Below are 25,300 nucleotides of genomic sequence, written 5' to 3' on the forward strand. Positions count from 1 at the left end.
CTTTTGGCACGCTGTTGAGTTCTCAAGGAACGGACGCTTCCTTCGTACTCACCGCGAGAGACTCTCTCGGGCTTTCCTCCGGGCGCTTCCCTTCGGTGTTTCCAACTCTATCAGTGTTTTTCCTTCTCTCTGACCGCACTTCCGCAGGCACGCAGAAGTCCACCCCGAGATGAGGATCTGACAAGTTGGATGCTGCCAACCGGTGACGCTGTGGTGCGTCGCTCGGTCCCAGGCAGGTCTACGACTGTACAGGGGCGGTCGGAGCAGAGGCAAATCGTTTGGGCGCCGTCCCACGGTCGCCAACCGGTACGTCTTATGCGGAACCGCCAGTTCATATGTCATACGCTGCACAACAGTGCGCCGTCCGGGACAGGCAGTGACGGCCCATATGAAACTCCTCTGGGAGGTTTCCCATGACCACCGTGACGTCCCCCCTGGCGGGGCGGGCCATCGGACTCGCCGCGGTACCCGACCCCGTCTTCTCGGGGGCGATGGTAGGACCCGGCACGGCGATCGACCCCGTGAGGGAGGCCTCGGATGCCTTCTCCCCCGTCGACGGCGTCGTCGTCTCGCTCCACCCGCACGCCTTCGTGGTCGTCGACAGCGACGGCCACGGCGTCCTCACCCATCTCGGCATCGACACCGTGCAGCTCAACGGGGAGGGCTTCGAGCTGCTGGTCAACAAGGGCGACACCGTGACGCGCGGGCAGGGCGTCGTGCGCTGGGACCCCGCCGCCGTCGAGGCCGCGGGCAGGTCGCCAATCTGCCCGGTCGTGGCGCTGGAAGCCACGGCGGACTCCCTCACCGGCCTCCGCGAGGCCGGTGAGGTGCGGGCCGGCGACGAGCTCTTCGGCTGGCAGTGACCACGGCGCCGTGCGACACGGCGGGCTGGACGACCACCGCGGCGGCCGGATCCGCCGCACTGATGGAGACGGGTGACATGGAGACAACGCTGCGAGGCGTCGGTGTGAGCCACGGTGTGGCGATCGGCGAGGTACGGCACATGGGAACGGCGGTGCTGGAGCCGCCCGCCAGGCAGATCCCCGCGGAGGGGGCGGAGCGCGAGCAGGAGCGGGCCCGTAAGGCCGTGGAGGCCGTCGCCGCCGATCTGACGGCGCGGGGCACTCTGGCGGGGGGCGAGGCCCAGGCCGTCCTGGAGGCCCAGGCCATGATGGCCCAGGATCCCGAACTGCTGGCCGATGTGGAACGACGCATCGCCGTCGGCAGTACGGCCGAGCGCGCGGTGTACGACGCGTTCGCCGCCTACCGGGAGCTGCTCGCGGGAGCCGGTGAGTACCTGGCCGGCCGGGTGGCCGACCTGGACGACGTGCGGAACCGTATCGTCGCGCGGCTGCTCGGGGTACCCATGCCGGGCGTGCCCGACAGTGACACGCCGTACGTCCTCATAGCCCGCGATCTGGCTCCGGCCGACACGGCGCTGCTCGATCCGGCGCTCGTCCTCGGATTCGTCACCGAGGAGGGCGGGCCCACCAGCCACAGCGCGATCCTGGCGCGGGCGCTCGGCGTGCCGGCCGTGGTCGCGCTGCCGGGCGCCGGTGAGCTGGCCGAGGGCACGGTGATCGCCGTGGACGGGAGCTCGGGCGAGCTCTTCGTGAACCCGAGCGCGGAGAAGAGGGCCGAGCTGGAGGCCGCGGCGGCGGAGCGGAAGGCGGCGCTGGCCGCGTCGTCCGGGCCGGGTGCCACCTCGGACGGGCACAGGGTCCCGCTGCTGGCCAACGTGGGCGGTCCGGCGGACGTGCCGGCCGCCGTGGAGGCCGGGGCGGAGGGCGTCGGTCTGTTCCGCACCGAGTTCCTGTTCCTCGACGACAGCAAGGCCGCTCCTTCCGAGCAAAAGCAGGTCGAGGCGTACCGGCAGGTCCTGGAGGCGTTCCCCGAGGGGCGTGTCGTCGTGCGGGTGCTGGACGCGGGGGCCGACAAGCCACTGGATTTCCTGACGCCTGCCGACGAGCCGAACCCGGCGCTGGGTGTCCGTGGTCTGCGGACGCTCCTCGACCACCCGGAGGTGCTGCGCACGCAGCTGACGGCGCTCGCGAAGGCCGCGGAGGGGCTGCCCGTCCACCTCGAGGTGATGGCTCCCATGGTCGCGGACCGGATCGATGCCCGCGCTTTCGCGGACGCGTGCCGGGAGGCCGGGCTGCAGGCGAAGTTCGGCGCGATGGTGGAGATTCCGTCGGCCGCGCTGCGGGCGCGGTCGATCCTGCGGGAGGTCGAGTTCCTGTCGCTGGGGACCAACGACCTCGCGCAGTACACGTTCGCGGCGGACCGGCAGGTCGGTGCGGTGTCGCGGTTGCAGGACCCGTGGCAGCCCGTGCTGCTCGACCTGGTGGCGCTGTCCGCCGAGGCGGCGAGGGCCGAGGGCAAGAGCTGCGGCGTCTGCGGCGAGGCCGCGTCGGATCCGCTGCTGGCGTGTGTGCTGACGGGCCTGGGGGTCACCTCCCTGTCCATGGGCGCGGCGTCGATCCCGTACGTGCGGGCGACGCTGGCCAAGTACACGCTGGCGCAGTGCGAGCGGGCCGCGGCTGCCGCACGGGCGGCGGACACCGCCGAGGAGGCGCGCGAGGCGGCCCGGACGGTGCTGTCCGGCGAGTAGCCGTCGGTCTGCCGGTGTGCGAGGGGCGCTCCACCCGAGGCCGTGGGCGGGGCGCCCCTCGCTCGTTCCTGTGCAGCCTGTTCAGTGGGTGTGTCCGCCCGGCGGCGGCCCCTGGTCGCCCAGGTCGGGCGGTGCGCAGTAGTCGACGCCCGACTCCGGTGGGACGAGGTCTCCCGATGCGGCGTCCGTGCAGTAGGCGTCGAAGACCTCGCCGGCGGTGAGGGGGTGGAGGGTGTCTCCGCTCAGGCGCCAGCCGTAGACGCGGTCGGTCGTGCCGGGCGCGCCGGTCCGCACGATGAGGCCGCCGGCGCTCCGGGTGGCCAGGCCCACGGCCAGGAGCGTGGTGAGTTCGAGTGCCTCGGACTCGTCCGGGTGCCGGGAGCCGTCGGGCCGCTCAGCGGTTCGCAGCGCTGCGGTGAGTGGTTCGAGGGCGGTGGAGAGGCTGCACACGAGGTGGTGTTCGCCCGGTCCCGCGGTGTCGAGGACGCGGGTGAGCAGGTCCGAGGCGTGGGTGAAGGCGGCGCGTCCGATGTCTTCGCCGCAGGACGCGCAGGCGCCGAGGCCCGCCAGGAGCGTGGCCGCGTAACTCCAGGTGGCCCGTCGGACCGCCTCGTCGATCAGTTCGGGGACGAGTTCGTCGAAGGGCTGGCCCTCGTAGGGGACGCTGGGGCCCGTGGCGGCCAGTTCGGCGGTGAAGCGGGTGCGGCTGGACGGGGTGTCGGGTTCCAGGCCGGTCTCGGCGCAGAACTCCGCGTACTCCTCTGGATCGAAGAGGGCGACCGTGGTGTGGGTGCCCTGTGCGGCGAGCGTCCTGAGCAGCGCTTCGACCTGTCGCAGGTAGGTCGTGTGGTCGTCGAACGCGAAGCTGCGGTAGCGCCGCATCGCCGCGAAGTCGTGCTCGTCGGCCAGCAGGCCGATGGTGCCGGCGATCTCGCGACGCAGGACGCGTCGCATGGTCGGGTGCTGGGTGCGCGGCATGTTTCCCCCTGTGCGCAGCGGTCGATCAATGCTCACTCACAGTAACCGGCGGCACTGACAACGCCCGGTGAGCTGGGGAAAGAGCACGTCAGCGGCGTTCTCGCGCCAAGTTCTCGTAGAAGTGGAGCAGGTCGAGATCGTCGATGGAGCCCGGGTTGACGGCCTTCTCCAGCGGGCTGCCCTGCAGGAGGCGTTTGACCGGGATCTCGATGCGTTTGCCGGTGAGGGTGTGCGGGATGCCGGGGACCTCGATGATCTCGTCGGGGACGTGCCGTGGGGAGAGCTGTTCGCGGATGGTCCGCCTGATCCGGTCCAGCAGGGCCTCGTCCAGGGTCGTGCCCGGGGTGAGGTGCACGAACAGCGGCATCCAGTAACCGCCGTCGGGTTCCTCGACACCGATGACGAGGGACTCCCTGATCTCGGGGAGCCGCTCGACGGCTTCGTAGATGTCCGCCGAACCCATGCGGACGCCCTGGCGGTTGAGCGTGGAGTCGGAGCGGCCGTGGATGACGACGGAGCCGCGCGAGGTGACGGTGATCCAGTCGCCGTGGCGCCAGACTCCGGGGTAGGTGTCGAAGTAACTGTCGTGGTAGCGGCTGCCGTCGGGGTCGTTCCAGAAGCGGATCGGCATGGACGGCATGGGGTTGGTGACCACGAGTTCGCCGACCTCGTCGGTGAGCGGTTCGCCGTCGGGGTCCCATGCCTGCAGGTCGGTGCCGAGGCTCGGGGCCTGGAGCTCGCCGATGTGCACCGGCAGGGTGGGGACGGCTCCCGCGAAGCAGGAGCACACGTCGGTGCCGCCGCTGACGGAGGCGATCCACAGGTCCGCCCCGCTCGCCGCGAACTCGTCGTGCAGCCAGCGGAAGCCGTCGGGCGGCAGTGGGGAGCCCGTGGTGCCGACGCAGCGTACGCGGGACAGGTCGTGGTCGCGTGCCGGGTGGACGCCCGCCTTGCGGCAGGCCATGACGTACGCGGCGGAGGTGCCGAAGAACGTGGCACCGGTGCGTTCGGCGACGCGCCACTGGGCGCCCGTGCCGGGGTGGCCGGGGCTGCCGTCGTAGAGCACGATCGTGGTGCCGGTGAGCAGGCCGGAGACGAGGAAGTTCCACATCATCCAGCCGGTGGACGTGTACCAGAAGAAGCGGTCCTGGGGGCCCAGGTCGCAGTGCAGGCCGAGTTGTTTGAGGTGCTCGACGAGGATGCCGCCCTGGGACTGGACGATGGCCTTGGGGAGGCCGGTCGTGCCGGAGGAGTACAGGACCCACAGGGGGTGGTCGAACGGGACCTGTTCGAAGACGGGGTCGACGTCCGCGGAGGTCAGGGCGGACCAGTCCAGGGCGCCTCCGGGGGCCTCGGTGCCGAGCAGCGGGATGTGCACGACGGCGCGGAGGGTGGGCAGTTCGCGGCGGAGTTCGGCGACGACGTCCCGGCGGTCGTGCTCCCTGCCTCCGTAGCGGTAGCCGTCGACGGTGAACAGGACGACCGGTTCGACCTGCTGGAAGCGGTCGAGGACGCTGCGGGCGCCGAAGTCGGGGGCGCAGGACGTCCAGACGGCGCCCACGGCGGCCGTGGCGAGGAGGGCGACGACTGCCTGCGGGACGTTCGGGAGGTAACCGCTGACGCGGTCTCCCGGGCGTACGCCGAGGGCGCGCAGTCCGGCGGCCAGGGAGCCGACCTGGCGGCGCAGTTCGGACCAGGTCACCGGGCGCGGGTCGTGGGTCTCGTCGACGTACAGGAGGGCCGGTTCGCCGGGGCGGGTGTCGGCGGTGCGCAGGGCGTGTTCGGCGTAGTTGAGGGTCGCCCCGGGGAACCATCGGGCGCCCGGCATGGAGCGGTCGCCGAGCACGCGCGCGTAGGGGGTGGAGAACCGTACGTCGAAGAACTCCGTGACGGCTTCCCAGAAGGTCTCCAACCGGTCGACGGACCAGCGGTGGAGAGCCGCGTAACCGCCGTCGGCCGGTGCTCCGTGGCGCTCGGCCGCCCAGGCCTGGAACGCGGTGATCCGCGCCCGGGCGACGCTGTCCGGGTCGGGTTGCCAGAGCGGCGAGGGGTTCGCTGAGGTCATGGGGCGGCTCCCGGACGGTACGCGGCGTGTGCGTGGGGCGCGCACGGGCTGGGGTGTGCGCGTGACGCGGCTGACAGGGACGATGCCACGTGATCGACTCGTGCACCAGAGTGCGGCACGCGCGGTCGGCACCGGTCGGTGGTGGTCGGCGCCGTGAAGATCTCCTCCCGCTGCGGGTGAACGGCGGCTGAACGGCTCACACCTGCGGGCCGGTCAGTGGCAGGGTGACCAGCATGGAAGCTCGTGACCTGGTGCGTTCGGTGAAGGCGGTCGGTTCGGCGGGGGCTGCGCAGGGCCTGCGCGCCGTGCGGGCGGCGTGGCGCAGAAGGCGTACCGACGCCGCCGGGCTGCCCGGGCGGGGCACCGAGCGGGCCCGGGTGCCCGGGGCCGTGCGGGAGGTGGAGCCGGGTCCCGGGGGCGGGGTCGTCCGGTTCGCCCGGTCGGAGCTGCGCGTCACCGTGACGGTGAACGGCGCCGTCTTCTGGGGCTGGGACGGCGCGGCGCCGGAACCGTCGTACGCGCTCGCGGGCCCGTGTCCCGAGCCGGATCCGCGGGCCGTCCTGGAGCCGGACACGGACGGCGCGTGGCGGGTGGTGGCCGAGCGCGTGACGGTCGTCGTGTCGCGGCACGGCGCCGTCGAGGTGCAGACGCCGGGCGGTGTGACCCTGCGCCGTGACCAGCCGCCCCGCTGGTGGGAGCCGGCCGACGGGGGCGCGTCGCGCTGGATGCAGCGCACCGAAGTGGCCGCGGACGCCCGGTTCTTCGGCCTGGGCGGGCGCTCCGCGGGGCCGAGGCTGCGTGCCGGAACGTACCGCCTGTGGAACACCGACCCCGGGCGTCCCTTCGTGCCCGGCGACGATCCGCTGTTCCTCACCGTGCCGGTGCAGCTGGTGGTGGCCGACGCGGGGACCCACCTGGTGTTCCACGACACCTCGTGGGACGGCACGGTGACGCTGCGGGAGGGTGAGGAGGGCGCCGGTTCCGGGCACGACCGGGCCGGGACGGCCGAGGTGCGGATGGACGGCGGTCCGCTGCGCTGCTGGGTCGCGGTGGGCACTCCCGCGCGCGTGCTGCACACCTGGGCCTCGATCACTGGGGCGCCGGCGGTGCCGCCCGCGTGGGCGCTGGGACACCATCACGCGCGGTCCGGGCTCGGATCCGTGCAGGAGGTGCGGCGGGTCGTCGCGGGCCACCAGGTACACGGCCTCCCGCTCGACGCGCTGCACCTCGACGCGTTCCGCTTCGGTGTCGACCGCACCGACGCCACGCGGGAGCTCGCGGTCGACGGGCCGGGGTCCGCCGGGTTGCCGGAGCTCGCCGAGGAGCTGCGCCGGGACGGTGTACGGCTGGTGCCGGTTCTCGGTCCGGCGGTCGGGGCGGTACCGGGCGACCCGGTGTACGACAGCGGCACGGCCGGGGACGCCTTCGTGCGGGACGCGGCGGGCCGGGTGGTGGAGGGGGTGGCCGGGGCCGGTGAGTCGGTCTATCCGGACTTCACGCGCGCGCGGGTGCGCGAGTGGTGGGCCGAGCGGTGCGCGGAGGGGACGGCGCGGGGGTTCGCCGGGTCCTGGTACGAGGGGAACGAGCCCACGTCGTTCACGGCCTTCGGCGAGAACACGCTGCCCCGGTCGGCCCGGCACGATCTGGACGGCAGGGGCGGCGACCATCGCGAGGCGCACAACGTCTACGCCCTGTGCATGGCGCGCGCCGGGTACGAGGGGCTGCGCGCCGCGGCGCCGGAGGAGCGGCCGTTCCTCGTCTCGCGTTCCGGCTGGGCCGGGCTGCAGCGCCACGGGGGCGCGTGGTCGGGGGACGTGGCGACGGGCTGGCCGGGGCTGCGGGCGTCGTTGTCCGTGGTGCTGGGGCTCGGGCTGAGCGGGGTGCCGTACGCGGGCGCCGACGTGGGGGGCGCCGACGGCTGCCCGTCACCGGAGCTGTATCTGCGGTGGCTGCAGCTGGGCGCGTACCTGCCGCTGCTGCGGACGCGTGGCGGTTCTCCGGCGGGGCGCGACGAGCTGTGGGAGCTGGACGGCGAGCTCCTCGCCCACGCGCGTGGGGCGCTGCTGGAGCGGCGGCGTCTGCTGCCGTACTTCCTGACGCTGGCGCACCTGGCGCACCGCACGGGAGCGCCCTGTGTGCGGCCGCTGTGGTGGGGCGCGCCCGAGGACCGGGCGCTGCGCGACTGCGAGGACGCCTTCCTGCTCGGTGACTGTCTGCTGGTGGCTCCGGTGCTGGACCCGGCTGCGGACCGGCGCGCGGTGCAGCTGCCGAGGGGGCGGTGGTACGACACGGCGACCGAGGAGGCGTACGAGGGGCCGGGGCAGGTGCTGGTCGAGGCGCCGCTGTCCCGTGTGCCGGTGTTCGCGCGCGCGGGTGCCGTCCTTCCGGTCCGGGGCGCCGACGGCAACCTGGAGCTGGAGGTGTGGGCGCCCGCGCGGGGCCGGACGGGAGGCGGGGTGGTGGTGCCCGACAAGGGTGACGGCTGGGACGAGCCGGGGGCCGAGCGCTACGTGTCGCGGTGGCACCAGCGTTCGGTCGTCGTGGAGCGGGCCGGGGACGACGGGCCGGGCGAGCCGCCGTACCCCGTACGGGTCCGCGGGCTCGCCCGGGGATGACGTCAGACGTACCGGCCCTGGAAGAAGGCCCGTACGGCCAGGGTGTGCAGCGGGAAGGCGAGTTCGGCCGGACCGTGCAGCAGGCGCCGGCCCGCCGTCTCGTCCGTGTCCGTGAACGGGGGCAGGCTCCCGGCCGGGCGTTCCGGGAGGAGTCCGAAGAGCAGCAGGTGGCCGTCGGGCGAGCTCATGGCGTCGGCGAGGCGGACGTCGCGCTCGTCCGCGCCGATGCCCGTCTCCTCCTTGAGCTCGCGGACGACGGCGCCGCGCCAGTCCTCCCGGTGGTCGATGAACCCTCCGGGCAGGGCCGTGCCCCCGCGCGCGGGTTCGATGGTGCGGGTGATGACGACCAGTGCGGTGCCTGTCGTGTCGTACACGGGCTGCAGGGCCACCGCGACGGGCAGCGGGTTGCGGTAGGCGGTCGTGCGGCAGACCGCGCAGGTGCGCGGCCAGCCGGAGACGCCCTCTCCGTAGGGCGCTCCGCAGCTCGAACAGTGGCTGTCCGGTACGGGGTCGCCGTTGGGGAGTCTGGTGGTTGCGGACACGCGGCGGACTGTAGCCGATCAGGTGGACGGCGTCTGCCGGACGCGGCTCAGTGGGTGTGCGCGAGGGACCTCCTGGACACCGGGAAGTCGAAGTAGGTGTCCGGGTAGGGCTCCGGCCCGTAGGTGAAGTGCCACCATTCCTCGGGGAGGTTCACGAAACCCTGCGCTTCCAGGGTTGCCTTCAGGAACTGCCGGTTGGCGCGCTGCGTGCCGCTGGTCCGCGGGTCGTCGGTGTGGGAGAGGGTGTCGAAGCAGTCGTAGCCCGTGCCCATGTCCACGGAGTTGTCGGGGAAGCGCTGCCCGCGCGGTGCGTAGCAGGGCGCCAGGGGCTCTCCGGGGACGTACGGGCGCGTCGGCACGGCGGGGAGCTTCACCAGGGTGAGGTCGACCGTGGAGCCCCGGCTGTGGCCCGACCTCTCCGCGAGGTAACCGTCGGCGAACAGGCGGGTCTTGTCGACCCGCGGGTAGAACTCGGCCTTCATCCGGTCGTCGTCCGGGTCCTCGGCCCACCGGACGAAGTGGTCGACCGCGCGCTGCGGGCGGTAGCAGTCGTACACCTTGAGCGTGTGACCGCGTTCCAGGAGCTGCCTCTGGGCCCTGCGCAGTGCCTCGGCGGCGGGCCGGGTGAGAATGCACAGCGGTTGCCGGTAGCCGTCGACGCGCTCGCCGACGAAGTTGTGCGCGGTGGTGTAGCGGATGTCGTGGAGGATCGTCGGGTCCACGCTCGTCAGGGAGACGAAGTCCTCGGGTGCCCCGGGCCCGGGGGTGGCGGCTCCGGCCGGTGCGGCCGTCGTGGTCAGGGCGAGCAGCGACGTGGCGGTGACGAGCAGGGCCCGCAGGCGGGACGGGAGTGTTGTCATGCCCTTTCATGTACCAGCCGATCGGGGGGCGCGGGAGCCGGACGGGGCCGTGCGGAGGGCCGTCCCGCCGGTCACTCGTACCCCTCGCCCTCGTGCCGTCCCAGCCGTTGCCGACGGCGACCTTGACGCTCCCTGACCCGGGGCTGACACTTCCGATGTCAGCCGACATCGCCGCATTCGGGTGGCTTTGCGCATCGCGTGCACCACACCGCTCGGGCATCCCACCCGCGTCATCGCGTCACGGGCCGTCCTCCGGGGGCTAGGAGCCGCCATGAGCAACGGGAACATCTTCGTCGGTGAGGTCATCGGCACCGCGATCCTCATCCTCTTCGGCGCCGGCGTGTGTGCTGCCGTCACCCTCAGGTACTCGAAGGCCAGGGCCGCCGACTGGGTCGTGATCGCGTTCGGCTGGGGCTTCGGAGTGCTGGCGGGCGCGTACACCGCCGCCCCTCTGTCGGGCGGTCAGATCAACCCCGCCGTCACCCTCGGGATCGCCGTCGACACCGGGGAGTGGGGCCGGGTGTGGGTCTATCTGCTGGGGCAGATGGTCGGCGCCATGCTGGGCGCGGTTCTCGCGTACCTCGTGTACTACGCCCAGTTCCGGGCCAACGTCCGCGAGGTAGGCACCACGGAGGGCACGGTGGACGAGCCGGTGCCCACCCTCGGCATCTTCGCCACGATCCCCGAGATCCGGAACCCGGCCGCCAACCTCATCACCGAGATCATCGCGACGGCGGCCCTCGTGCTGCCGATCCTCGCCTTCGGGCTGACCAAAGGCCTCGGCGAGTCCGGCACCCAGGTGCTGATCGTCTCCCTGCTGGTCACCGGCATCGGTCTCTCCCTCGGCGGGCCCACCGGCTACGCGATCAACCCGGCCCGCGACCTCGGTCCGCGCATCGTGCACACGTTCCTGCCGATCCCGCACAAGGGCACCTCCGACTGGGGGTACGCCTGGATCCCGGTCGCCGGGCCGCTGATCGGCGGGGTGCTCGCGGGCCTCATCTACAACGCAGCCTTCTGACGCGTCCGGCGCAAGGGTGCACGGACGCACGGACGTAAGGGGACGTCATGCCGGACACAGCCCAGAAGTACGTCGCCGCGATCGACCAGGGCACCACCTCGAGCCGCTGCATGGTCTTCGACCAGGACGGCGCCGTCGTCGCCGTCGACCAGCGCGAGCACCGCCAGATCTTTCCCAAGCCCGGCTGGGTGGAGCACGACGCCACCGAGATCTGGTCGAAGGTGCAGGCGGTGGTCGCGGGCGCGCTCGCCAAGGCGGGTCTGCGGGCCGGGCAGCTCAGCGCGCTCGGCATCACCAACCAGCGGGAGACGACGGTCCTGTGGGACCGCGCCACGGGCAAACCCGTGCACAACGCGATCGTCTGGCAGGACACCCGGACGGCCGCGCTCTGCGACGAACTGGGCGGCACGGACGGGCAGGACCGTTTCCGCGGGCGGACCGGGCTGCCGCTGGCGAGCTATTTCTCCGGGCCGAAGGCGGCCTGGCTGCTGGACAACGTGCCGGGCCTGCGGGACCGCGCGGAGCGCGGCGAGATCGCCTTCGGCACGATCGACTCCTGGCTGATCTGGAACCTCACCGGCGGCACCGACGGCGGGCGCCACGTCACCGACGTCACCAACGCCGGGCGCACCCTGCTGATGAACCTGGAGAGCCTCCAGTGGGACTCCTCGATCCTGACGGCGATGAACGTGCCGGAGGCGGTCCTCCCGGAGATCAGGTCGTCCGCGGAGGTGTACGGCACCGCGGTCGGCCCGCTGGAGGGCGTACCGATCGCGTCGGCGCTCGGCGACCAGCACGCGGCGGTGTTCGGGCAGGCCTGCTACGACGTGGGCGCGGCGAAGAACACGTACGGGACCGGCAGTTTCCTGCTGCTCAACACGGGCAACCGGCCGGTGCCGTCGCGGAACGGGCTGCTCACCACCATGGGTTACCAGATCGGTGACGAGGCCCCGGTGTACTGCCTGGAGGGATCGATCGCGATCACGGGCGCCCTGGTGCAGTGGTTCCGCGACCAGTTGGGCATCATCCGCAGCGCGGACGAGATCGAGTCGCTGGCGGCGAGCGTCGACGACAACGGCGGAGCGTACGTCGTGCCCGCGTTCTCCGGCCTGTTCGCGCCCTACTGGCGGTCGGACGCGCGCGGTGTCGTCTGCGGGCTCACGCGGTACGTCACCAAGGCGCATCTCGCGCGCGCGGTGCTGGAGGCGACGAGCTGGCAGACGCGCGAGGTGGTGGACGCCATGTTCCGGGACTCCGGGGTACGGCTCACCACCTTGAAGGTCGACGGCGGCATGACCAAGAACAACCTGCTGATGCAGCACCAGGCGGACGTCCTCGACGTGCCGGTGATCCGTCCGAAGGTCGCCGAGACGACCTGTCTGGGCGCCGCGTACGCGGCCGGGCTCGCCACCGGTGTGTGGCACGACCTCGACGAGCTGAGGGCCCACTGGCAGAAGGACGCCGAGTGGACACCGTCCATGGAGCCGTCCGTCCGGGACCGCGAGTACCACAACTGGCACAAGGCGGTGGAGAGGAGCTTCGGCTGGCACGAGGACGGCGCCGGCTGAGGCCGGACGGGACCGTGCCGCACGCGCGCGTGCCGGACGATCTCACCACGCGCGCGTGTCCGGGTCAGGTGGTGACGCTCCGCTCGCGGTCGGCCGCGTACGTCATGGCGTGCCGTACGACCGCGACGAGTACCTCCTTGACGGACTCCCTCTCGCGGGCGTCGCACAGGACGACCGGCACCTCCGTATCGAGGTCGAGGGCCCGGCGGACGTCCTCGGTGGAGTGCCGGGCCGCGCCGTCGAAGCAGTTGACGCCGATCGCGAAGGGGATGGAGCGCCGCTCGAAGTAGTCGACGGCGGCGAAGCAGTCCTCCAGGCGGCGGGTGTCGACGAGCACGACCGCGCCCAGGGCGCCGGTCGCCAGCTCGTCCCACAGGAACCAGAAGCGGTCCTGTCCGGGGGTGCCGAAGAGGTACAGCACGAGGTCCTCGCGGAGCGTGATGCGCCCGAAGTCCATCGCCACGGTCGTGGTGTGCTTCTGTTCCACGCCGGTGGTGTCGTCGACCGGGCGGCCCGCCTCGGTGAGCAACTCCTCGGTGCGCAGCGGTCTGATCTCGCTGACCGCGCCGACGCAGGTCGTCTTGCCCACGCCGAAACCGCCGGCCACCAGGATCTTGAGCGTGACGGGCTCGACCTGGGGCTTGCCGCGTTCGAAACGCCCGAAAGCCATCGGATTCTTCCTCTGCTTGTCGGTGATCGCGCGGCGCCCGCCGCCCCGATCGACCCAGAACTGCCGGCCTGCCACGTCCGTGTTCCGCCGGGTGCCGTTCAGAGCGCCCGGAGGCCGTTGATCACGTCGCGCAGAATACTCTCGTCCACCAACTCCGCAGGAGGCACGGGCCGGTTGACGTGGACCAGCTCCTCGTCCACGAGATCCCCGACGAGGACCCGTACCACTCCGACGGGCAGGTCGAGTTCCGCGGCGAGTTCCGCCACCGACTGGGGAGCGTCGTGGCAGAGCTCGACGATGGTCAGGTGCTCCGGGGACAGCGAGTGGTCCGCCTCCGGGTCGTCCGCGTGCGGTTCCGCCACCACCAGCGCGATGAGGTCGAGGCGGTGCTGGACCGCGTGGCTGGTCCGCCCTCGCGTCATGGCGTACGGACGCACCACCGGTCCGGCCTCGTCGTCGAACCAGTGGCTGCTTCTCTGACCGTCTCCGCTCATGTCATTCCACTACCCGCCTTTAGGGCACATCGGTGCGCGGAGCCGCGCCCAGGTGCACACCGACCCGCTTGACCAGCAGCGTCATCTCGTAGGCGACCTGCCCGACGTCCGAGTCGGCGTCCGCCAGGACGGCCAGGCAGCTGCCGTCACCGGCGGCCGTGACGAACAGGAAGGCGTCGTCCAGCTCGACGACCGTCTGCCGGACGCTGCCCGCCTCGAAGTGGCGGCCGACGCCCTTGGCGAGGCTGTGGAAGCCGGAGGAGACGGCGGCCAGGTGCTCGCTGTCCTCGCGGGTCAGGTCCTTGGAGACCCCCGTGGGCAGTCCGTCGCTGGACAGCACGAGCGCCTTGCGGATGCTGGCGACGCGCTCCACGAGGTCGTCGAGCAGCCAGTTCAGCTCCTTGGACTCCGTGCCTGCGGCGGTGGGCGCTGGGACCTTCGGTGCGGTCATCGACCGTCCCCCTTGTTCGTTCCTCGTGCTGTGCCGTGTGTTTCGTCTGTGCGGTCCGTGCGGTCCGTGCGGTCCGTGCGGTCCGTGCGGTCCGTGCGGTCCGTGCGGTCCGTGCGGTCCGTGCCACCGGGGGCCTGGTCGTCCGCGGCGTTCTCCTCGCGGCCGCGCTGCCAGCCCCGCTGGAGCGAGGCCATGCGGCTGCGGACCTCGTCGGCGTCGCGGTCGGCGAGCGCCTGCCGTTCCTGGCCGCCGGCCGCGTCGCGTTGCGTGTCCCGGGTGTGGCCGTCCCTGAGCTGCGGGGCGAGGCTGGCCTGCCGCACGCGGCGGGGCAGCGCGGGGCCTGCCGGCTCCGGGTCGTCCGTACCGCCGGTGGCGTGCGTGCCGCCGGTGCCGTCCGTACCGCCGATGCCGTGCGTACCGTCGGTGCCGTGCGTACCGTCGGCCCCGTCCGTCCCGCCGAACCCTCCGCGCGGGGGGTCGTTCCGCGGGACGCGGTCCGAGGGGCTCGTGCGACGGCGCGTGGGCAGCGGTTCGGGCGTTCCGTCCCCGTCGGAGGACCGGGCGGAGGACGGTTCGGCGGGGCCCTGCGACGCCTCGTCGCCCTCGTCGGGGAGACGTTCCGCCACGGGACGGCCGTGCGAGACGACGAGCTTGGGCATCCGGCGCCTGGGCAGTGGTACGGGCCCCTCGGGGCCGCCGGTCCCCGTGCCGGCCGGACGGGCGGGGCGCACCGGGTCGACCGGGCCGTCGTCCGGGCCGTCGTCCGGCTTCCGGTGCTGCTCGGCGGCTTCGCCGGGGGCCGCGTTCCGCGCCGCGGGGTGACCGGCGTGCGGGGCCGGGGCCCCGGCCTCCTCGGAGGGGCGCGCGCGGTCGAGCCGGAAGCCGGTGCCGTTGGTGTCGGGGACGTCGTCGGTGAGCAGCGCGTCCGGTATGAGGACGACGGCCGTGGTGCCGCCGTACGGCGAGGGCTGCAGGGAGACGCGGACGTTCTGCCGCTGGGCGAGCCGGCCGACCACGAACAGGCCGAGCCGGTCGGTGTCGGACAGTTCGAACTCGGGGGTCTCGGCGAGCCGCAGATTGGCGTCGAGCAGCGCCTCGGCCGACATGCCGAGGCCGCGGTCGTGGATCTCCAGGGTGAAGCCGTTGGTGACCCGTGCGCCCTGCACCTGGACGGCCGTGTGCGGCGGTGAGAACACCGTGGCGTTCTCCAGCAGTTCGGCCACGAGGTGGGTGAGGTCGGCGACCGCCGGTCCGGTGACGGCCACCCGGGGCAGCCGGCGGACCTCGATGCGCTCGTAGTCCTCGACCTCGGCGACGGCGGCCCGCACGACGTCCATGAGCTGGACGGGCTTGCGCCACTGCCGGGAGGGCGCGGCGCCGGAGAGGATCACGAGGCCCTCGGCATGGCGGCGCATGCGTGTGGTGAGGTGGTCGAGGCGGAAGAGGTCGGCGAGTTCCTCGGCGTCCTCGGTGCGGCGTTCCATGGTGTCGAGCAGGGTGAGCTGCTTGTGCAGCAGGACCTGACTGCGGCGGGCGAGGTTGACGAAGACCTCGGAGATGCCGGCGCGCAGTTCGGACTGCCGGACGGCGGCCTCGACGGCGGCGCGCTGCAGGGTGTTGACGGCCTGCCCGACGGCGCCGATCTCGGTGCCGTCGTGCTCCAGGCGCGGGGCCTCGGCCTCCACGTCGACCTTCTGGCCCGCGGACAGGCGCCGCATCACGCCGGGCAGCCGCACCTCGGCCGCCTCGTGCGCCTCCTGGCGCAGCCGCAGCAGGTCGCGCACGTGGGACCTGCCGATGCGCACGGACAGGTAGAGCGAGACCAGGAGGGCGAGCAGGCCGAGGACGCCCGGGACGGCGGCCTTGACGATGACGGCGACGACGAGGGGGCGGACGCGCTCCTGGAAGCGGTCGCCCGCCTGGACACCCAGGTCGGCGAGTTCGTCGAGCACCTGCCCGGCCGCGGTGTCCCAGGTCTTCGCGGTGACCCCGGTGGGTTCGCCGGCGCCGGACTCGACGACGGCCTCCTCGGCGACGCGCAGCGGGGCGGTGCCCGCGTTCGTCCAGTAGCGCTCGAAGCGGTCCCGTTCCTCGGCGGGCAGCAGCGGCAGGCTGACCTCGTACATCAGGGTGCGCTGCGCCATCAGGTCGGACACGTCGCGGATCTCGTCGCGGGTGAGCCGGCCGGAGACCAGGGCGGAGCTGAGGAGGGCGTCCTCCCGGGCGAGCAGCTCGCGCGCGCGGGCGACGTTGACGAGGGCGCGGCCCTGCTTGTCGAGCTCGACGTCGTCGAGGGTCTGGAGGCCGACCAGCAGTGAGAAGGCCGGGTCCACCAGGCGGTTGTAGAGGTCGAGCGCCTGCGAGACGTCGACCGTGCCCTCCTCGACGCCGCCGCGCAGGGACGGCAGGCCGTCGAGGGCGTCCAGGAACGAGCCGAGGCGGGTGGCGGTCCCCTCGCCCATGTCCTCCCGCAGTTCGTCGTCCGCGGCACGCTCACGGACCTTGGCCACGGCCTCGTCGGTGGCGGCCCGGCTGCGCCGCAGTGCGGTGAGCGCCTCGGAGGCGCGGGGATCGGCGAGGTGGACGAGGGTCTGGCGGCGCTCCTCCTGGAGCACCCGGACGGCGTCCTCCGCCGGGAAACCGAGTTCCTCGACGACGTGCGACACCGTGAAGAGCCGGCTGACGTCACGCACCGTGAGAACGGTGGCGAAACTCCAGATGGCGGTCAGGGACAGCAGCGGGACGAGCAGCAGCGCCACGATCTTCCTGCGGATCGACTTTCCGCGAAAGCGCATGGCCTCCCCCAGCTCGGCCCTCCCGCAACGGAGGAACGCATGTACGTCAACAAACGGCGTGAGCCTACTACCGGAACACAGGTAACTCGAAGGGCCGTCCGAGTGCGGCGCCCGCCGACGGGGAACCGGACATGGTGAGTTGTCCGTTCATTGGAGGAGATTGCCTCCTGTCGTCCGGCACGGGAGCGACCGCGTTCCGGCGGTGAGGGCCGCCGGTCGTCCGGATTTCTCCGCGTGTCGGGAATCTTCGCCGAACGCCGCGCGTCCTTCTGTACAGGTAACGGGGGCGGAGTCGGCTTCAGGCGCCGCGTGCCGCCTCAGGCGGCGTAAAAGAGCGCATGCCGGGCAGCCAGAGGGGTGCCGGGACGCGAGGTCCCGGAGGGAGTCGGCGGCCGGGCGGTGGGGAGTGACGAGTTGATGGGCAGGGCGGAGCGGGTCGGGGCGTCGGACGGCGTGGTGGCGCCCGCGGCCGAGCGCGGTCGGCGGATCGGGCCGGACCTCGGGAGTACAAGCCGGGAAGTGGACAGTCCTGCGGACATGGAGTACGCGGCGGGCATGGCCGAGGAGCAGCCGTACCGTCGCCCGTTGTGGGTGGAGGAGCCCGCGCGCAGACGGCGATTGCCGGATCCGGTACGGACAGCGGCCGTGCGCGCGGTGCTGATCATCTCTGCGACGCTGGTCCAGGCGATGGTGGCCTTCCTGTGCACGCTGGCCGGTTCGTGGCTCGCCTTCCCCATGGTCGTCAGCAGTGTGGCCAGCACGGTGCTGGCGACGTGGAGCGTGCTGGACGTATGGGTCACCCGGCAGGTGTGGAACCAGCGGAACGGCGTGGTGTCCGTCCCGAGCAGCACGGCGCGTGAGCTGCGCCGCGAGCGCCGCCGCGCCCGGCGGCAGGCACGGGCCGCGCAGCGCTCGCAGCAGCGAATACGCCGGCGGCGGGGCGGGGCCGGGCAGTTGTCGCATCCGTAGTTCCCGTTCATTGCCGTCTGTTGCCGTCCGTTCTGTCCGTCACACCACCGCCGCCCTCGTCTCACCGGCCGTGCGGGCCAGTTCGCGCCTGGCGCGCACGAAGGAGCGGGGCCGGTCGACGGAGAGCACAGCTGTCGTACGTCCGTCGCGTCGGTACTCGGCGAGGAAGCCGCTCCCGGCCGGGCCTCCGTCGGTCAGCGAGCCCTCGGTGACGTGGACGGTGCCGCCGTCCGGGCGACGGCCGGCGAACTGGATGCGGGCGCCGTACTGGTCGGACCAGAAGTAGGGGACCGACCGGACGGATTCCACCGTGCGTCCGGCGAGCAGGTTCCGTACGGCCACCCGGGGCTGCTCAGTGGCGGAGGTCCAGTGCTCGGCGCGGGTACCGCCGACACGGGCCACGTCTCCGACGGCGACGACCTGGGGCAGCGCCGTCACGCAGCCGTCGTCGCAGAGGACACCGTCGCGCAGGGCGAGCGCCGAGCCGTCCAGCCAGGCGGTGCCGGGGACGGCACCGATGCCGACGACCACGGTGTCGGCGGGAAGGACACGGCCGTCGGAGAGTTCGACGCCTGTGACGGCACCCGTGACGGCGTGCAGCCGGGCGACACCCGTGCCGGTCAGGAGGCGGACGCCACCGCGCTCGTGCAGGGCGGCGCAGACGGCGGCCATCTCCGGGCCGAGTTGAGCGGCAAGGGGCAGCGGAGCGGCCTCCACGACGGTGACGTGGTGTCCGAGGGAGGCGCACGACGACGCGGTCTCCGCGCCGACGAAGCCCCCGCCGACGACCACGACGCGGCGCGGCCCCTCGGCGAGTTCGTCGCGCAGGGCACGGGCGTCGTCCAGGGTGCGCAGGGCGTGCACGCCGGCGAGCGCGTCGCCCGGCAGACGGCGTGCCGAGGCGCCCGTGGCGATGACGACGCCGTCCGTGCGCACGGTGCGGCCGTCGCCGAGAAGCACACCGCGGCCGCGGGCGTCCAGGCCCCGGGCGCGTACGCCCAGCACCCAGTCGGCGCCGAGCGCGGCGGTCTCCCCGGGATCGGTCAGGGCGAGACTCGCCTCGGTGCTCCGTCCGGTCAGGAAGTCCTTGGACAGGGGCGGCCGGTCGTACGGCCGGTGCGGCTCGTCGCCGACGACCACCAGCCGGCCGTCGAAGCCCTGGGCCCGCAGCTCGCGGGCCGCGTACACACCGGCGAGCGAGGCACCGACGACGGTCACGGACCTCATGCCGCCGTTCCCGCCCCGACCCCGAGGTGCACGTGAATGACGCCGTTCTCCACGCTCACACGGTGCGTGCGGACGGCGCGGCGGGCGGGAAGACAGGTGGCCTCGCCGGTCCGCAGGTCGAACGAGGCGGCGTGCAGCGGGCATTCGACCAGACGGCCCTCCAGCCAGCCCTCGGAGAGGGAGGCGTCCTGGTGGGTGCAGGTGTCGTCGACGGCGTAGAGCTCACCGTCGGCGTTGAACACGGCGACGGGCGGCGTCGTGTCGATGCGGACGGACCCGCCCACGGGGAGGTCTTCGAGGCGGCAGACGGGAATCATGGGGCCCCCTGCGTGATGGGAGGTTCGGATGCGGTGTGCGGGGAGTGCGCGGTTCGCGGTCCGGGCCGGTCGGAAACCTTGGCGGTCCGAGGCGCTTCGGTACCATGGCGTTTCACATATCGCATCGCAGAGCGTTATGCGCAACAGAATCCGGGCGGGACGACCGTCGCGTCAAGGGCTTCCCGCAGATGCGGTCCGAACAGGGCCGTCAGGTGGTGAGAGTTGACCTATGACCCGCACGCAGCAGCAGCAGAACGAACCGAAGCGGAACGATCAGAAACAGAACGCCCAGAAGCAGAACGACCGGAGGCGGAACGACCAGAAGCAGAACGGCAGAAGCGCGGCGAGCGCCGTCCAGTCGGTGGACCGCGCGGTGAGCGTCCTGGAGATCCTCGCCCGGCACGGTGAGGCGGGCGTCACCGAGATCGCCGACGAGCTGGACGTGCACAAGTCCACCGCCTTCCGGCTGCTGGGCGTCCTGGAGAACCGCGGCCTGGTGGCCCAGGCGAAGGACCGCGGCAAGTACTACCTGGGCGCCGGCGTACTGCGCCTCGCGGGGGCGGCGGCAGTGCGCCTGGACATCTCCCAGGAGGGCGTGCCCGTCTGCCGCGAACTCGCCGACGAACTGGGCGAGACCGTGAACATCGCGGTGCACGACGAGGACGCCGCCGTCAACATCATGCAGGCCCGCGGCACCGCGTCCGTCACCGCGCAGAACTGGCTCGGCCGGCGCACCCCCCTGCACGCGACGTCCAGCGGCAAGGTACTGCTCGCGCACATGCCGCCCACCCTGCGCGAGGGCCTGCTCGCCCGCTCGCTGCCGCGCTTCACCGAGCACACCGTGACCGGCGCGGCCGCGCTCCGCGCCGAGCTGGAGGCGGTCGTCGAGCAGGGGTACGGGATGACCGTCGAGGAGCTGGAGCTGGGCCTCGCCGCCGTGGCGGTACCCGTGCGGGCCCACGACGGCAAGGTGGTCGGCGCGCTCAGCGTCTCCGGGCCGGTGTACCGGCTGACCCCCGACCGGCTCCCGGAGCTGGCCAAGCGGACGGTCGCGGCCGGGAGCGAGCTGTCCCGCCGCATGGGATACGCCTACTGACCCACCGCCGGGCGCGTGGCGGCACCCCCGTGCACGCGGACACGGCACGGCGCGGGGCCGGAGCCGTCCGGCCCCGCGCCTCCTTTGTGTCGGGCGCGTTTCGCGACGTCCGGAGGCTTTTGCCAAGGGTTAACCCGCACCCCTTGACGGTCCTGTGACGCCGTTCTCACTATGTCTCTCATCGCGCAACCCATCGTGCAATGCGCAACAGCAGAGGAGTCTGTCGTGCCACACGAGGTCCGTGCCGCAGTCGCTGTGAAGAGGGGCGCACCCGTAGAGGTGCGGAGGATCGTCGTGCCCGACCCGGGGCCCGGCGAGGTACTGGTCGACGTGCAGGCCTGCGGGGTCTGTCACACGGACCTGCACTACCGGGACGGCGCGGTCACGGACGACTTCCCCTTTCTCCTCGGTCACGAGGCGGCGGGCACGGTCGCGGCGGTCGGCGAGGGCGTCACCGGTCTCCGGGCCGGTGACTACGTGGTCCTCGCCTGGCGCGCGCCCTGCGGCGCCTGCCGCTCCTGTCGGCGCGGCCGTCCCTGGTACTGCTTCGACTCCCGCAACGCCCGCCGGCCGATGACGCTCCTCGACGGCACCCCCCTCACGAACGCCCTCGGCATCGGCGCCTTCGCCGAGAAGACGCTGGTCGCGGCGGGACAGGCGGTGCGGATCGACCCGGCGGCCCGCCCGGAGGCCGCGGGGCTGATCGGCTGCGGGGTGATGGCCGGGTACGGTGCCGCCGTCCACACCGGCGGGGTCGGCCGCGGTGACTCGGTGGCCGTCATCGGCTGCGGCGGTGTGGGGGCCGCGGCGATCGCGGGTGCCTGTCTGAACGGTGCGGTCAAGGTGATCGCCATCGACATCGACGACAGGAAACTCGATCAGGCGGAACGGTTCGGCGCCACGCACACGGTCAACTCCCGCGGCACGGACCCGGTCGAGGCCGTCCGCGAGCTCACGAACGGCTTCGGTGTCGACGTCGCCATCGACGCGGTGGGCCGCCCGGAGACGTTCCTGCAGGCCTTCTCCATGCGCGACCACGCGGGCACCCTCGTCCAGGTCGGCGTCCCCTCCCCGGGGGCGCAGGTCGAACTCCCGCTGCTCGACGTCTTCTCGCGGGGCGGGGCGATCAAGCCCTCCTGGTACGGCGACTGCCTGCCCAGCAGAGACTTCCCCTTCCTCGTCGACCAGTACCTGAACGGACTGCTGGACCTCAACGCCTTCGTCAGCGGAACCGTCTCGCTCGACGATGTCGAGGACGCCTTCGCGAAGATGTACCGGGGGGACGTACTGCGTTCGGTGGTGGTCCTGTGACCGCGCACGCTGCCGGCACGGCCTCCCATACGGCCCCTCGCGTGGTCGTCATCGGCGCCGGCGTCGTCGGCTGCTCCCTGGCCGACGAACTCACCGCCCGCGGCTGGACCGACGTCACCGTCCTCGAACAGGGCCCCCTGCCCGCCCCCGGCGGCTCCACCTCGCACGCCCCGGGGCTCGTCTTCCGTACCAGTCCCTCCAAGACCCTGACCGCGTTCGCCGCGTACACGGTCGAGAAGTTCTCGGCCCTCGAAGTGGACGGGGTCCCGTGCTTCGACCGGGTCGGCGGCCTGGAACTCGCGACCACCCCCGAACGCCTCGCCGACCTGCATCGCAAGGCGGGCTGGGCCGCGTCCTGGGGGATCCGCGGCGAGGTCGTCCCGCCGGAGCGCTGCCGGGAGCTCTGGCCGCTCGTCGACGCGTCCCAGGTCCTCGGCGGCTTCCACACCCCGGACGACGGCCTGGCCCGCGCCCTCCTCGCCGCCCGCGCCCAGATGGAGCGCGCCACCGGCCGCGGCGCGCGCTTCCTGGACCGGCACACGGTCACCGGCATCGAGCGCCACGACGGCCGGGTGACCGGCGTCGTCACCGACCGCGGCACCTTCCCCGCCGACCACGTCGTCTCGGCGGCCGGCTTCTGGGGTCCGGTCGTCGGCCGCATGGCCGGGGTCGACGTACCCCTGCAACCCCTCGCCCACCAGTACGCGACGACGCGGCCGCTGCCCGAGCTCGCCGGCCGGCGGCAGGAGGCCGTCCGGCCCATCCTGCGCCACCAGGACCGCGACCTGTACTTCCGGGAGCACGGCGACCGCATCGGCATCGGCTCCTACGCGCACCGTCCGCTGCCCGTCGACCCGTTCGCGGTCCCGGCGTACGACGACGCCCGCGGCCGGGACATGGACATGCCGTCCTCGTACCCGTTCACCGCGGAGGACTGGGCGCCGAGCTGGGAGGACTGCCGCCGGCTGATGCCCGCCCTGCGCGACACCGGCATCGACACGGGCTTCAACGGCGTCTTCTCCTTCACCCCCGACGGCATGCCCCTGCTCGGCGAGGCCCGCGCGCTCACCGGCTTCTGGCTGGCCGAGGCGGTCTGGGTGACCCACTCCGCGGGCGCCGCCAGGGCGGTCGCCGAGTGGATGGTCGAGGGCCGCCCGTCGCTCGACGTCCACGAGTGCGACCTCACCCGCTTCGAGGACGCCCAGCGCTCCCCGTCGTACGTCGCCGAGCGCGGCGCGCGGCAGTTCGTCGAGGTGTACGACGTGATCCACCCGCTCCAGCCGATGGAGCACCCGCGCCCGCTGCGCGTCAGCCCCTTCCACGCCCGGCAGCAGGAACTCGGCGCGTTCTTCCTGGAGGGCGGCGGCTGGGAGCGCCCGCACTGGTACGAGGCGAACGCCCCGCTGACGGAGGGCCTGGAACTGCCGGAGCGGGACGCCTGGTCGGCCCGCTACTGGTCCCCGGTCGCGGCCGCCGAGGCCAGGGCCACGCGGGAGGGGGTCGCCCTGTACGACATGACCCCGCTGCGCCGGATCGAGGTCACCGGCCCGGGCGCCCTGGCCTTCCTGCACCGTATGACCAGCAACAACCTCCGCAAGAGGCCCGGCGCGGTGACGTACACGCTGCTGCTCGACGAGACGGGCGGGGTGCGCTCCGACCTGACCGTGGCGCGGCTCGGTCCCGACCGCTTCCAGGTGGGGGCCAACTCCCCCGCCGACCTGGACCGGTTGCTGCGGTACGCGCCGGGTGGGGGCACCTCCCGCTCCGGCGAGGCCGGGAGTGGGGGAGTGAACGTCCGCGACATCACCTCCGGCACCTGCTGCATCGGCGTCTGGGGACCCCTCGCGCGCGCCCTCGTCCAGCCGCTGACCCGGGACGACTTCTCGCACGAGGGCTTCGGTTACTTCCGCGCGAAGGAGACGTACGTCGGGCACGTCCCGGTGACCGCGCTGCGCCTGAGTTACGTCGGCGAGCTCGGCTGGGAGCTGTACACCACCGCCGACCTGGGCCTGCGCCTGTGGGACACCCTGTGGGAGGCCGGCCAGGAGCTCGGGGTGGTCGCGGCCGGGCGTTCGGCGTTCGACTCCCTGCGCCTGGAGAAGGGTTACCGCGCCTGGGGCGTCGACATGACGGACGAGCACGACCCGTACGAGGCGGGTCTCGGTTTCGCGGTCCGCATGGACAAGGACGGCTTCGTCGGCCAGGACGCCCTGCGCGCCCTGCCGGACCCGTACCTGCCCGCCCGCAGGCTCACCCCGCTCCTCCTCGACGACCCGGCCTCCGTGGTCCTCGGCAAGGAGCCCGTCCACGTCGACGGCGCCCCGGCCGGTTACGTCACCAGCGCCGCGTACGGCTACACGCTGGGCCGCTGCGTCGCGTACGCCTGGCTGCCCCCGCTCGCCCCCGGGACCGGCGTGCACGTCGAGTACTTCGGCGAGAAGATCCCGGCGACCGTGGCCGAGGAGCCGCTGTTCGACCCGGGGATGACCCGCATCCGCCGGTGAGCCGGCCCCGGCCATGACGACAACTCCTGGAGGCGCGTATGTCCCCCACCTACGACGTCATCGTGATCGGTCTCGGCGGCATGGGCAGTGCCGCCGCCCACCACCTGTCGGCGCGCGGTGCCCGCGTGCTCGGCCTGGAGAGGTTCGGCCCCGTGCACGACCGCGGCTCCAGCCACGGCGGTTCGCGGATCACCCGGCAGTCCTACTTCGAGGACCCGGCGTACGTACCGCTGCTGCTGCGCGCGTACGAGCTGTACGAGGAGGTCGAGCGGGCGACCGGCCGGGAGATCACCACCCTGTGCGGCGGCGTGATGATCGGGCGCCCGGACTCCCGTACCGTCTCCGGCTCGCTGCGCTCCGCCGAGCAGTGGGACCTGGCCCACGAGGTGCTGGACGCGCGGGAGCTCCGCCGCCGCTTCCCGACCCTGAACCCCCAGGACGACGAGGTCGCGCTGTTCGAGGCGAAGGCCGGCCTGGTCCGCCCGGAGAACATGGTCGCCGCCCATCTGCAGCTGGCCGGCCGGCAGGGCGCCGACCTGCACTTCGACGAGCCGGTGGTGCGCTGGGAGCCGTACCGGGACGGCGTGCGCGTCCACACCGCGGTCAACACCTACACGGCGGGCCGGCTGGTGATCTGCCCGGGGGCGTGGGCGCCGCGGCTGCTGACCGGCCTCGGGGTGCCGTTCACGATCGAGCGGCAGGTCATGTACTGGTTCCAGCCGTCGTCGCCGGACGGGGTGGAGCCCTTCCGCCCGGAGAACCACCCCGTCTACATCTGGGAGGACGCCGAGGGTGTCCAGGTCTACGGCTTCCCCGCCATCGACGGCCCGGAGCTGGGCGCCAAGGTCGCCTTCTTCCGGAAGGGGGAGATCACCACCCCGGAGACCATCGACCGGACCGTGCACGACCACGAGGTCGCGGCCATGGCGGAGCACATGTCCCGCTGTATCCCGGAGCTGCCCGGCACCTTTCTCAAGGCCGCCACCTGCATGTACTCCAACACCCCCGACGAGCACTTCGTGATCTCCCGCCACCCCGCGCACCCCGAGTCGGTGACCGTGGCGTGCGGGTTCTCCGGGCACGGCTTCAAGTTCGTGCCCGTGGTCGGTGAGATCGTCGCCGACCTCGCGCTGACGGGCACCACCGCGCACCCGATCGGTCTGTTCGACCCGCGGCGCCTCGCCGCCACGCCCGCCTGAGGAGCAC

Annotated in this window: 20 protein-coding genes; 10 read left to right on the top strand and 10 right to left on the bottom strand. The window is 72.7% G+C overall.

Annotated elements, in window-relative coordinates; translation table 11 throughout:
• The first annotated feature begins 413 nt into the window (after window positions 1–413).
• Entirely contained in the window at window positions 414–863 is a 450-nt protein-coding gene (locus IEZ04_RS31080; RefSeq protein ID WP_189220321.1) for a PTS sugar transporter subunit IIA, read from the top strand.
• A 77-nt stretch (window positions 864–940) separates the two neighbouring features.
• Complete coding sequence (gene ptsP / locus IEZ04_RS31085; protein WP_189220322.1) at window positions 941–2,611, top strand: phosphoenolpyruvate--protein phosphotransferase; 1,671 nt, start codon at window positions 941–943, stop codon at window positions 2,609–2,611.
• A gap of 81 nt (window positions 2,612–2,692) precedes the next feature.
• Here ptsP and IEZ04_RS31090 read toward each other — a convergent pair whose 3' ends face one another.
• Both IEZ04_RS31090 and IEZ04_RS31095 read right to left on the bottom strand, forming a co-directional pair.
• Entirely contained in the window at window positions 2,693–3,589 is an 897-nt protein-coding gene (locus IEZ04_RS31090) for a DUF8829 domain-containing protein (RefSeq protein ID WP_189220323.1), read from the bottom strand.
• Between the two features lie 88 nt (window positions 3,590–3,677).
• A complete protein-coding gene (locus tag IEZ04_RS31095; protein ID WP_189220324.1) occupies window positions 3,678–5,654 on the bottom strand; it encodes an acetoacetate--CoA ligase in 1,977 nt (658 codons plus the stop codon).
• A gap of 233 nt (window positions 5,655–5,887) precedes the next feature.
• On the opposite strand from IEZ04_RS31095, the gene IEZ04_RS31100 reads away from it, so the two are divergent.
• On the top strand, window positions 5,888–8,269 hold the full coding sequence (locus IEZ04_RS31100; protein ID WP_189220325.1) for a glycoside hydrolase family 31 protein: 2,382 nt from the start codon (window positions 5,888–5,890) through the stop codon (window positions 8,267–8,269).
• Between the two features lie 2 nt (window positions 8,270–8,271).
• Here IEZ04_RS31100 and IEZ04_RS31105 read toward each other — a convergent pair whose 3' ends face one another.
• Together IEZ04_RS31105 and IEZ04_RS31110 are read right to left on the bottom strand one after the other, a co-directional pair.
• Window positions 8,272–8,811 carry an NUDIX domain-containing protein gene (locus IEZ04_RS31105; RefSeq protein ID WP_189220326.1) on the bottom strand — a complete coding sequence of 180 codons (540 nt, stop codon included), beginning with the start codon at window positions 8,809–8,811 and terminating at the stop codon, window positions 8,272–8,274.
• Window positions 8,812–8,858: 47 nt separating this feature from the next.
• Window positions 8,859–9,671 (bottom strand): M15 family metallopeptidase, encoded by an 813-nt coding sequence (locus IEZ04_RS31110; RefSeq protein WP_189220327.1) that lies wholly within the window; start codon window positions 9,669–9,671, stop codon window positions 8,859–8,861.
• 271 nt (window positions 9,672–9,942) lie between these two features.
• Between IEZ04_RS31110 and IEZ04_RS31115 the strand changes: the two genes are divergently transcribed.
• Window positions 9,943–10,692, top strand: coding sequence for an MIP/aquaporin family protein (locus tag IEZ04_RS31115; protein ID WP_189220328.1), 750 nt, complete (start codon window positions 9,943–9,945; stop codon window positions 10,690–10,692).
• Between the two features lie 47 nt (window positions 10,693–10,739).
• Entirely contained in the window at window positions 10,740–12,260 is a 1,521-nt protein-coding gene (gene glpK / locus IEZ04_RS31120; protein WP_189220329.1) for a glycerol kinase GlpK, read from the top strand.
• A 64-nt stretch (window positions 12,261–12,324) separates the two neighbouring features.
• Here the strand turns inward: glpK and IEZ04_RS31125 are convergent, their stop codons facing one another.
• From IEZ04_RS31125 to IEZ04_RS31140, 4 genes are all read right to left on the bottom strand, one after another.
• The gene (locus IEZ04_RS31125) at window positions 12,325–12,930 is read right to left on the bottom strand and encodes a GTP-binding protein (RefSeq protein ID WP_189220330.1); all 606 of its coding nucleotides are present in this window, start codon (window positions 12,928–12,930) and stop codon (window positions 12,325–12,327) included.
• Between the two features lie 98 nt (window positions 12,931–13,028).
• The gene (locus IEZ04_RS31130) at window positions 13,029–13,424 is read right to left on the bottom strand and encodes a DUF742 domain-containing protein (RefSeq protein ID WP_189220331.1); all 396 of its coding nucleotides are present in this window, start codon (window positions 13,422–13,424) and stop codon (window positions 13,029–13,031) included.
• 19 nt (window positions 13,425–13,443) lie between these two features.
• On the bottom strand, window positions 13,444–13,875 hold the full coding sequence (locus IEZ04_RS31135; RefSeq protein ID WP_189220332.1) for a roadblock/LC7 domain-containing protein: 432 nt from the start codon (window positions 13,873–13,875) through the stop codon (window positions 13,444–13,446).
• Entirely contained in the window at window positions 13,872–16,670 is a 2,799-nt protein-coding gene (locus tag IEZ04_RS31140; RefSeq protein ID WP_189220333.1) for a sensor histidine kinase, read from the bottom strand. The genes IEZ04_RS31135 and IEZ04_RS31140 overlap by 4 nt, the downstream gene beginning before the upstream one ends.
• 417 nt (window positions 16,671–17,087) lie before the next feature.
• Here IEZ04_RS31140 and IEZ04_RS31145 point away from each other — a divergent pair, with 417 nt between their 5' ends.
• Window positions 17,088–17,639, top strand: a complete 552-nt coding sequence (locus IEZ04_RS31145; protein ID WP_189220334.1) for a hypothetical protein — start codon at window positions 17,088–17,090, stop codon at window positions 17,637–17,639.
• A gap of 39 nt (window positions 17,640–17,678) precedes the next feature.
• Here the strand turns inward: IEZ04_RS31145 and IEZ04_RS31150 are convergent, their stop codons facing one another.
• Both IEZ04_RS31150 and IEZ04_RS31155 read right to left on the bottom strand, forming a co-directional pair.
• Entirely contained in the window at window positions 17,679–18,866 is a 1,188-nt protein-coding gene (locus tag IEZ04_RS31150) for an NAD(P)/FAD-dependent oxidoreductase (RefSeq protein WP_189220335.1), read from the bottom strand.
• On the bottom strand, window positions 18,863–19,183 hold the full coding sequence (locus IEZ04_RS31155) for a bifunctional 3-phenylpropionate/cinnamic acid dioxygenase ferredoxin subunit (protein ID WP_189220336.1): 321 nt from the start codon (window positions 19,181–19,183) through the stop codon (window positions 18,863–18,865). The genes IEZ04_RS31150 and IEZ04_RS31155 overlap by 4 nt, the downstream gene beginning before the upstream one ends.
• A 229-nt stretch (window positions 19,184–19,412) precedes the next feature.
• On the opposite strand from IEZ04_RS31155, the gene IEZ04_RS31160 reads away from it, so the two are divergent.
• From IEZ04_RS31160 to solA, 4 genes are all read left to right on the top strand, one after another.
• A complete protein-coding gene (locus tag IEZ04_RS31160; RefSeq protein ID WP_229821405.1) occupies window positions 19,413–20,279 on the top strand; it encodes an IclR family transcriptional regulator in 867 nt (288 codons plus the stop codon).
• Between the two features lie 225 nt (window positions 20,280–20,504).
• Window positions 20,505–21,590 carry an S-(hydroxymethyl)mycothiol dehydrogenase gene (locus IEZ04_RS31165; protein ID WP_189220337.1) on the top strand — a complete coding sequence of 362 codons (1,086 nt, stop codon included), beginning with the start codon at window positions 20,505–20,507 and terminating at the stop codon, window positions 21,588–21,590.
• Between the two features lie 41 nt (window positions 21,591–21,631).
• The gene (locus IEZ04_RS31170) at window positions 21,632–24,094 is read left to right on the top strand and encodes a GcvT family protein (RefSeq protein WP_229821406.1); all 2,463 of its coding nucleotides are present in this window, start codon (window positions 21,632–21,634) and stop codon (window positions 24,092–24,094) included.
• A 38-nt stretch (window positions 24,095–24,132) separates the two neighbouring features.
• Window positions 24,133–25,293, top strand: a complete 1,161-nt coding sequence (gene solA, locus IEZ04_RS31175; RefSeq protein ID WP_189220339.1) for an N-methyl-L-tryptophan oxidase — start codon at window positions 24,133–24,135, stop codon at window positions 25,291–25,293.
• Window positions 25,294–25,300: the final 7 nt, after the last annotated feature.

The sequence above is a fragment of the Streptomyces ruber genome (assembly GCF_014648075.1).
Taxonomy (GTDB): domain Bacteria; phylum Actinomycetota; class Actinomycetes; order Streptomycetales; family Streptomycetaceae; genus Streptomyces; species Streptomyces ruber.

Bases quoted from the DNA above. Each gene is read 5' to 3' on its own strand.
- IEZ04_RS31080 (WP_189220321.1), top strand. From the start codon at position 414: ATGACCACCGTGACGTCCCCCCTGGCGGGGCGGGCCATCGGACTCGCC.
- ptsP (WP_189220322.1), top strand. From the start codon at position 941: ATGGAGACAACGCTGCGAGGCGTCGGTGTGAGCCACGGTGTGGCGATC.
- IEZ04_RS31090 (WP_189220323.1), bottom strand. From the start codon at position 3,589: ATGCCGCGCACCCAGCACCCGACCATGCGACGCGTCCTGCGTCGCGAG.
- IEZ04_RS31095 (WP_189220324.1), bottom strand. From the start codon at position 5,654: ATGACCTCAGCGAACCCCTCGCCGCTCTGGCAACCCGACCCGGACAGC.
- IEZ04_RS31100 (WP_189220325.1), top strand. From the start codon at position 5,888: ATGGAAGCTCGTGACCTGGTGCGTTCGGTGAAGGCGGTCGGTTCGGCG.
- IEZ04_RS31110 (WP_189220327.1), bottom strand. From the start codon at position 9,671: ATGACAACACTCCCGTCCCGCCTGCGGGCCCTGCTCGTCACCGCCACG.
- IEZ04_RS31115 (WP_189220328.1), top strand. From the start codon at position 9,943: ATGAGCAACGGGAACATCTTCGTCGGTGAGGTCATCGGCACCGCGATC.
- glpK (WP_189220329.1), top strand. From the start codon at position 10,740: ATGCCGGACACAGCCCAGAAGTACGTCGCCGCGATCGACCAGGGCACC.
- IEZ04_RS31125 (WP_189220330.1), bottom strand. From the start codon at position 12,930: ATGGCTTTCGGGCGTTTCGAACGCGGCAAGCCCCAGGTCGAGCCCGTC.
- IEZ04_RS31130 (WP_189220331.1), bottom strand. From the start codon at position 13,424: ATGAGCGGAGACGGTCAGAGAAGCAGCCACTGGTTCGACGACGAGGCC.
- IEZ04_RS31135 (WP_189220332.1), bottom strand. From the start codon at position 13,875: ATGACCGCACCGAAGGTCCCAGCGCCCACCGCCGCAGGCACGGAGTCC.
- IEZ04_RS31140 (WP_189220333.1), bottom strand. From the start codon at position 16,670: ATGCGCTTTCGCGGAAAGTCGATCCGCAGGAAGATCGTGGCGCTGCTG.
- IEZ04_RS31145 (WP_189220334.1), top strand. From the start codon at position 17,088: ATGGGCAGGGCGGAGCGGGTCGGGGCGTCGGACGGCGTGGTGGCGCCC.
- IEZ04_RS31150 (WP_189220335.1), bottom strand. From the start codon at position 18,866: ATGAGGTCCGTGACCGTCGTCGGTGCCTCGCTCGCCGGTGTGTACGCG.
- IEZ04_RS31155 (WP_189220336.1), bottom strand. From the start codon at position 19,183: ATGATTCCCGTCTGCCGCCTCGAAGACCTCCCCGTGGGCGGGTCCGTC.
- IEZ04_RS31160 (WP_229821405.1), top strand. From the start codon at position 19,413: ATGACCCGCACGCAGCAGCAGCAGAACGAACCGAAGCGGAACGATCAG.
- solA (WP_189220339.1), top strand. From the start codon at position 24,133: ATGTCCCCCACCTACGACGTCATCGTGATCGGTCTCGGCGGCATGGGC.